This window comes from Treponema socranskii subsp. socranskii VPI DR56BR1116 = ATCC 35536, assembly GCF_000468115.1.
Classification (GTDB): Bacteria; Spirochaetota; Spirochaetia; order Treponematales; family Treponemataceae; genus Treponema_D; species Treponema_D socranskii.
In genome coordinates, this window is sequence record NZ_AVQI01000016.1 from 112007 (window position 1) to 119293 (window position 7287).

Sequence of the window (7287 nt, forward strand, 5' to 3'; positions counted from 1 at the left end):
TTGGGGTACATCATTTTATTAATTTCGACAGCTCCTCGTTAAGTTTCCGCATCTCGGTATCGTTCGGTTCGAGCGCAACGACTTGTTTCAAATAATACTGCGCTTTACGGTAATCTCGCCGCTCATAATAAATTTCATAAAGCCTGAAAAGCGCATCCGTATTTCGCGGGTTTGCGATGAGGCTCGAACGCAAATCGGCGAGGGAATCTTCCTGCGAAACGTCTAAAAAACTCCTCCGATAATAAAAAAAACTTTTCATTCGGGAAGAAGATGCCGGCAAGCGGGAATTGATAAGCGAAAGCGCCTGCGCACTCCGGCCGGTTTTGCTCAGCACGACGACGTAGGACTGCAGAATGTCGTCGTCATCGGGATTTTCGGCGTACAGAGGCGAGATGAGATTCCACGCTTCATCATTTTTCCCGAGCTCGAGGCAGATGCGGATGTGTACGAATATGTCGCTTCGGAGCGCCCCTCTTGAAGCGACGAGCGCTTTGCTTGAATCGTATGCACCCTTCCATTTTCCGCTGCGCATCATACCGTCGATCTCATAGCGTTTCGCTTCCGTATTTGCAGGATCGATTTCAAGCGCGCGCTTTGCAAATTCTTCGGCGGTCACCCCCGCAAGCGGAGCAGCCGTCGAAGAAGCCAGGCGTGCGGCGAAGAGAAGCACGTCCAAATCGTTCGGGTACAGCAAAAGAGCGCGCTCTATCGTTTCGGATGCGGCGGCGAAGTTTTTACTCCATTCGTACTGAAGGCGGGCGCGGAGCAAAAGGTAAGCGCGCGAAGACGTATTCTGCCGCGCGTATACGTCGAGGAGAGAGGCCGCACGGATGTAATCGCCTTTGCCGGCTAAAATGCGCGCGCGGAACAAAACGTAATCCAAATCGTTCGGTTCCTGCTGGAGCACGCGGCCGACGTATTCTTCGGCTGCGGAAAAATCGTTAAGCGCGAACGAAGTTTCGGCGCAAAGCTTCAATACCGCGATGTCAGCAGGATAGCGCTGCAAGAGAGAACGCGCTATCGTCTGCGCTTCCTGCATCCGATCCAGTCGTTTCAGGCAATCCGCTTCGGCGTATGAAATCTCTTTACACGAAAGCGCCGATTTCGCCGCGTTCGAAAAATGCTCGAGCGCTTTTTCCGTTTGCACCGTCTTTACGTAGAGCACGCCGATGAGGTAATGAGCGAGGGCGGACTCCGGTCGAAGGACGAGGGCGGCCGTGAGCGACTGCTCGGCGACAGAGGCATAAGAGGAAACATCGTCCGCTTTAATGACGACGAGAGACGGAAGGACGAGCGTAAAAAAATCGACGTTACCGGTACTCAAATCGTAGATGCCCTTTTGCGCCGAATCGAGCGCCCCGAGATAAGCGGTCGCCTCGGTTACCGGCGGCGTTTCCCAATCGACACGCTCGGAAACCCACGCCGCTTTCATGATGCCCGAAAGCACGTTCAAAAGTACCTTTTCCGCTTCGGTATAATCCTCTCCCGATTTGCGCAAAAGCGATACGGCGCTCCGTATCGAATCGGGAGATGCGTTTTCCGCTGCAGCCATCACATCGGGGGCAATACGGGAAAAGTAGGTACGGCGCCCCTTTTTCGGCACATCGATCGCGATCGCCGTTCCTTTGTCGTCGGATGCGGTATTTTCGGCTGTCGACGGGACATTTCGCACGCGGGAAGAATTTTTCTTCGGCGCGGCCGACAGAGGAGCGGCACGGAGCATACACACCGCCGCAAATAGAATTATTAATTTTATTCCGCTTCGGAAATATGCGCGCACCGATTACAATCCCTTATCGAAAAAGTCTTCGTCTTCGGTTTCAATCTCTTCCGACTCTTCGTTTTCATCTTCGACGTAAAATTGGTTGTATTTTCGCTGCAGCAAAAAAAGGACAACCATAAAAGTCCCGGAAATAATAATAAAAAACGGGATAAACGTAAGGGCAAAGCTTTTAAACGAACCGGGAATAACGCGGAACGAAAAGAGTAAAAACACGCTTCCGAGCAAAAGCAGCGTTACCGCCGGAAAGGTATAAGCGATGCGCAATTTACACGCTTTGTAAAATCCCGAGGCGAAGAGCGCAAAAGAAGCGAAGACGACTAAAGCCGGCCACCATTCACGTATCGTTTTTGGGATAATGCCGCCTGAGACAAGGCCGAAAAAAATACCGGAAAGACCGCAGAATACGGCGAGAAAAAAGTGGAACGAATTGTGCGTAAACGACAGAGTAAAATACAAAAAGACAGCGCCGCAGACGATACCGACAAGGGGCCACACGGTTATAACGAGGCTGTCCGTTCCGCCCGGGGACAGAATAAACATGATAAACCCCGCAGTGATCAAAAATATCCCCAACGCGAGAATCATATTGTAAAAGCGCATACTGTGTCTTTTCATGGTATCTTATAGAATACACTTTATACGGCGTCTTGCCAATAAGTCCCGCTCGTGCTACAGTACCGTATGCCGAAAAAACGTATGCTGAAAAAGGTTTCGTACGCGGCGGGAATCGCCGTGCTGCTCGTATGCATTTTTGCGTTTCCGTCGTCTGTAGCTACGGCCGAGTCCAAACGCAAAGAACAAGCGCAGCTTGTTTCCCTCCTCAAAAAGAGCGATCTTGCAGCCGGCAGCCGCTACGCGATCGTCAATCAAATCGCAAACAATATGCTTTCGGCGAACGAATATCAATCCGCCGTTTTGTTTTTAACCGATTGGGTACAAAAACATCCCGACGACGCATACAATTCGTATTGGCTTTTGATGACCGGCTACGCATATCTTTCGATGCAGGCCGAACCCTTTGCCGAATATTATTTCGACCGTATCCTGCGCCATTATCCCGATTTGCTCGTAAAGGGACGCTCCGTTCACTTTTTGTGTCTTAAAAATCTCATCCGCATAAGCAAAACGTCTTCTACGCGTATCGCCTATTTTAACGAAATGATAAACCGATTTCCGTCCGACGTCAGCATTACGGAACTGTATTACCGCCGTGCACTCGAATACGAAAAAAACAGCGAATGGGAATCAGCTCTGCGCTCTTTCGCGCAGTTTCTCGAACAGAGCGACGCGCCGACGATTCAAATCGCGGGAGAACCGAACGCATACGGAGATGCCAGGCGCTTGGTCGATTTTAATAATTCTTCGAAAGACTGGACATTTGAAACGCTCGACGCCCTCGTCACCGCGGTCAAAAGCGCGATCACGCGCTACGATTGGAGAGCGCTCGACAGTTATTGCTCGAAGATCAACTTCTTCTATATGTCGTGGACGCAGGACGAAAACGATCCCAATTCGCAAAAAGAATTTTCACTGCGCGTCTATATGCGCGGACAGCGCATTTCGTTCAGCGACACGCTTGAAACGGGAACGACAGCGAATGAAGCCTATCTTCGCACGAGGGGATGGAGCCCCTATTCGCCGGTGTGGTATCTGTATTTTCGCAAAGTCGATTTTCCGATCGATCCCGACATAAACGGCAACTGGGAATGGGCGGGCATTTATATGGGCGAACGGCTCTTATGACGCGTTCTCTCATCGCCTTTTTTCTGTGTGCGACATACGCTTTTGCGCTCGGCTCGCAAAGCATTTCCGATGCGGCCGAACAATCGTCTGGGACTTCGGCAATGTGCCCGACCGATAGCGTGCGCGATACGACTTCAGTAAAAACCGTATCGTTCGAAAAAGCGCCGGGCGATTCCGTAAAACCGACTGCCGATAACGCAAGCCGCCGAGCTTCGCTAAAAGCTGCGGCGATCGAGGAATCGTCCGACTCTTCGATAAGCCGTCCACCGGATGCCGCAAACGGTACGGCCGAAGAGCGTGCATCGCTCGACGACGAACTTTCATCTCTTCCGCTCGTACAAACACTCGACCCGTCCGATGCGGATGCCGTGTCGAATCGCCTTTCAAACGATGCGCCGCTTCCTGAGGACGCGCATACTACAAACGAAGCGGATGATACATCCGTCAAAGAAATCTCGCGGAAAGCGATGCCGCTTTCGGTTGCGTATAAGGAACTCGACATTCCAGGAGCGCACAGACCATCCGTGCAAAAATATCGCGATTATTATCTTTCGGAAAAATCGGTCAAACGGCTTTCGGCTATGCTCGAAAATGGAGAGCAGTACCGGCTTTACGTGCGCGAAAAACTCAAAGAGCGCGGCATGCCCTCCGTACTCGAATATCTTCCCGTCGTCGAATCAAGCTACATGACAAATGCGAAATCGAAAAGCGGTGCGGTCGGCCTGTGGCAGTTTATGGCGAACAGCACAAAACCTTTTCTCGTCAGAAACGATTTTGTCGATGAGCGGCTCGACCCGTGGAAATCGACCGATGCGGCGCTCGCAAAGCTTACGGAAAACTTCAATATGTTTCACGATTGGCCTCTCGCAATCGCCGCGTACAATTGCGGTGCGGGCGCTATGGCGCGTTCTCTCGCAAAAAATCCCGGCAAAGATTTTTGGTATTTGGCCGAACATAAACAGCTGCGCTCACAAACCGCCGAATACGTGCCGAAGCTCCTTGCCGTCGCGGACGCCGCAGAAAACGCCGCATACTACGCGGTCGCCATTCCGTCTGCAAAAGACGAAAAAGGCGAGCCCGTAAATCCCCGCGCCGGCCGGTTCGATTACGCTGAAACGAAGGGGGCGATTTCGGTGCGACGCCTCGCGCACGAATTGAAGATCGATGAAGATATGCTGCTTTCGCTCAATTCCGCGCTCTTTCGAGGCATCACGCCGCCCGCATCTTCGTGGCGTATCCGTGTACCGGAAGGTATGGCGCGCTCGGCTCAGGATGCGATCGCCGCGATCGAACCGTACCGCTTTCAAACACGCTACACGGTGCTCGAAGGCGATTCGTTGTGGAGCATCGCTAAGCGTTTCGGCACGACGGTCGACGCGCTGTGCGGCGCAAACAACGTACAACGGAACGCGGTTTTGCGGACAGGAAAAATCCTCTATATACCCGTAAAATAAGCCGATATTTTTAAAGAATGCGTATGCAAAAAAAAATTATACTATCTGCCTGTATTTTTTTTGTTTCGATGATGAATGTCCTTGGGCAAAGCGGAACGATGACGTCTGTAAGCCGCATCGATTGGACCAAGCAGCAATTCGTTTCATCCGTTTCGTTCGATACGGAAAAGGCCGGCGTATCGCTGCCCTCGGGCAAAAACGCCGCATCGGAATCGATGTATTTAAAGCTTCCCGCATTGATTAAAGATCCGCTTCTATCGCTCTACGTCGATAACGCAAAGCAGCTCGGAGATTTGATACTCGACGGCACGCTGACTCTGAAAGAGATCACCGATATCGTCTACGGCGGAAAAACGACAAGCGCGGTTTTTAAAGGCGGAACGCTCACGCTCTCCCTGTCCAATACGATTTCCGTCCCTTCGATAAGCGGTATGCTGCTCAGGCAGCGCACGCCATATGCTCCCCCGCTTCCGATCGCATCGGTCGCATCGCGCGCATATTCGGGCATCGTCATAGATGCGAGAGGCAAACTTCCCGTACACGGCGAATACGTCGAAAGCGTCGTCTCTCCCTGTTTTTTCCCGCGCATTTGGGATGAAAACATGGATTTGATTTACGACCGCGATATGGCATTTTTCGATACGGCTAAAGCAAGCGGCATCGTGCTCTACGGAGAATCGGACGACACACGCACATATCACGAACGCACGGGTTATGATCCGCTGTACATCAAAGCGTATAAAGTGTACGGAAAAAACCGTACCGATCCCGTCATCCGCTCAAGCGATGCGCTTCGTATTCTCACGGTAGCACAAAACCGTGCGCTTTTAAAAGAGGGCAAAGTCGTCGTCATCCTCGACAAAGACGAGCTTGTGCATAACGTGAGTGCGCCTCTCAAAGACGATTCATACTACGCCGCCTACGATACGCTCCGTCGAGAGATCACCGGAGGAGAGGGTGCAGCTGAAAATCAAAACGGTTCAAAGGGCGGCGTTCCCGACACGAAAGTCGACGACGGAGTGAGAGGCATCGTCATATCGATCGCAAACGTAAAATTTATCCCCGATTCGGCAGAGCTTTTGCCGTCGGAAAGACCGCGCGTAGAACGCATCGCATCATCTCTCAAAGAAATTATTAAAAACAACGACGGCTATACGATACTCGTCGAAGGACATACGGCCGACGTTGGAAAACCCAAAGGGCAAATGAACCTTTCGATAGAACGCACTAAGACAATCATGCATGCGCTCATCGCAGACGGCATACCCGCTTCTCTTTTCAGCTACCGAGGCTACGGCGGTACGATTCCCGCCGCGTCGAACGATACCGAAGAAGGCCGGCGTCAAAACAGGCGTGTCGTCATCACCGTGCGCCCGAAAGACACCTACATACAGCGGGAATAGTAACGATGCGGCAAAGCGAAGAAATTATTAAAATAGAAAATCTTTCGAAGTCGTTCGGAACGACGGAAATTATTAAAAATATTTCGTTTTCCGTACACAGAGGCGAAGTGCTCGGTATCATAGGTCCTTCGGGAAGCGGCAAGTCAACGATCCTCCGCTGTATTACGCAGCTTGAAACGGTAAACGGCGGTTCCGTTTCGATATGCGGGCAAAACCTCGTCAAAGACGGCATCTATGCCGACAAAACCGCCCTTCGATCGATAGCGCTCAAAACCGGACTCGTCTTTCAAAATTTCAATTTGTTTCCGCACTATTCCGTTTTGCAAAATGTCGCCGACGCCCCCCGCCGCGTACTCGGAAAAAGCAGAGAAGAAGCAAACACGCTCGCCGCCGAGTTTCTCTCGCGCATGGGACTCGCCGATAAAATATCGAACTATCCGTACGAACTTTCAGGCGGGCAGCAACAGCGAGTCGCCATCGCGCGCGCACTTGCGCTCAATCCGGAAGTGCTGTTGTTCGACGAACCGACGAGCGCCCTCGATCCGGAATTGACAGGCGAAATACTGTCGGTTATTAAAACGCTTGCTGCGGAAAAGATGACGATGGTCGTCGTCACGCATGAAATGGCATTCGCGCGCGACACGAGCAGTCATATCATATTTATGGACGGAGGCGTCATTGTCGAACAGGGCACACCGAAAGACGTCATCGACAGCCCGAAAGAAGCGCGCACGAAAACGTTTTTGGCAAGATTCAACGCATAAAGCGATCACGCAAAAAGAATAATATATTAAAGACCGAGATAATTATTATTAATTTTTCCATCGATTTCAATATGTCGGTGAGCTTTTATTATATAAACAGGGCAATAGGATTATTAATTTCGATCGGTTGTTTTATAAAA

6 protein-coding genes are annotated in these 7287 nt (G+C 51.2%); 4 read left to right on the forward strand and 2 right to left on the reverse strand.

The window, feature by feature from the left end; all coding sequences use genetic code 11:
* Positions 1–10: 10 nt before the first annotated feature.
* Both HMPREF0860_RS02640 and HMPREF0860_RS02645 read right to left on the reverse strand, forming a co-directional pair.
* The gene (locus tag HMPREF0860_RS02640; protein ID WP_038080626.1) at positions 11–1723 is read right to left on the reverse strand and encodes a tetratricopeptide repeat protein; all 1713 of its coding nucleotides are present in this window, start codon (positions 1721–1723) and stop codon (positions 11–13) included.
* Positions 1724–1783: 60 nt separating this feature from the next.
* Positions 1784–2398, reverse strand: a complete 615-nt coding sequence (locus HMPREF0860_RS02645; RefSeq protein WP_038080628.1) for a hypothetical protein — start codon at positions 2396–2398, stop codon at positions 1784–1786.
* A gap of 66 nt (positions 2399–2464) precedes the next feature.
* Between HMPREF0860_RS02645 and HMPREF0860_RS02650 the strand changes: the two genes are divergently transcribed.
* The 4 genes from HMPREF0860_RS02650 to HMPREF0860_RS02665 all read left to right on the forward strand — a co-directional run bounded on the left by HMPREF0860_RS02650 (position 2465) and on the right by HMPREF0860_RS02665 (position 7147).
* Positions 2465–3526, forward strand: coding sequence for a hypothetical protein (locus tag HMPREF0860_RS02650; RefSeq protein ID WP_021495468.1), 1062 nt, complete (start codon positions 2465–2467; stop codon positions 3524–3526).
* A complete protein-coding gene (locus tag HMPREF0860_RS02655) occupies positions 3523–4980 on the forward strand; it encodes a lytic transglycosylase domain-containing protein (protein WP_021329782.1) in 1458 nt (485 codons plus the stop codon). The genes HMPREF0860_RS02650 and HMPREF0860_RS02655 overlap by 4 nt, the downstream gene beginning before the upstream one ends.
* 68 nt (positions 4981–5048) lie before the next feature.
* Positions 5049–6383: an OmpA family protein gene (locus tag HMPREF0860_RS02660; protein WP_231364303.1), complete on the forward strand. Its 1335-nt coding sequence runs from the start codon at positions 5049–5051 to the stop codon at positions 6381–6383.
* A gap of 5 nt (positions 6384–6388) precedes the next feature.
* Positions 6389–7147, forward strand: coding sequence for an amino acid ABC transporter ATP-binding protein (locus HMPREF0860_RS02665; RefSeq protein ID WP_021329748.1), 759 nt, complete (start codon positions 6389–6391; stop codon positions 7145–7147).
* Positions 7148–7287: the final 140 nt, after the last annotated feature.

What these genes read in the sequence shown, in the direction of transcription:
- HMPREF0860_RS02640 (WP_038080626.1), bottom strand. Translation starts at nt 1,723, where the DNA reads ATGCTCCGTGCCGCTCCTCTGTCGGCCGCGCCGAAGAAAAATTCTTCC.
- HMPREF0860_RS02645 (WP_038080628.1), bottom strand. Translation starts at nt 2,398, where the DNA reads ATGAAAAGACACAGTATGCGCTTTTACAATATGATTCTCGCGTTGGGG.
- HMPREF0860_RS02650 (WP_021495468.1), top strand. Translation starts at nt 2,465, where the DNA reads ATGCCGAAAAAACGTATGCTGAAAAAGGTTTCGTACGCGGCGGGAATC.
- HMPREF0860_RS02655 (WP_021329782.1), top strand. Translation starts at nt 3,523, where the DNA reads ATGACGCGTTCTCTCATCGCCTTTTTTCTGTGTGCGACATACGCTTTT.
- HMPREF0860_RS02660 (WP_231364303.1), top strand. Translation starts at nt 5,049, where the DNA reads ATGATGAATGTCCTTGGGCAAAGCGGAACGATGACGTCTGTAAGCCGC.
- HMPREF0860_RS02665 (WP_021329748.1), top strand. Translation starts at nt 6,389, where the DNA reads ATGCGGCAAAGCGAAGAAATTATTAAAATAGAAAATCTTTCGAAGTCG.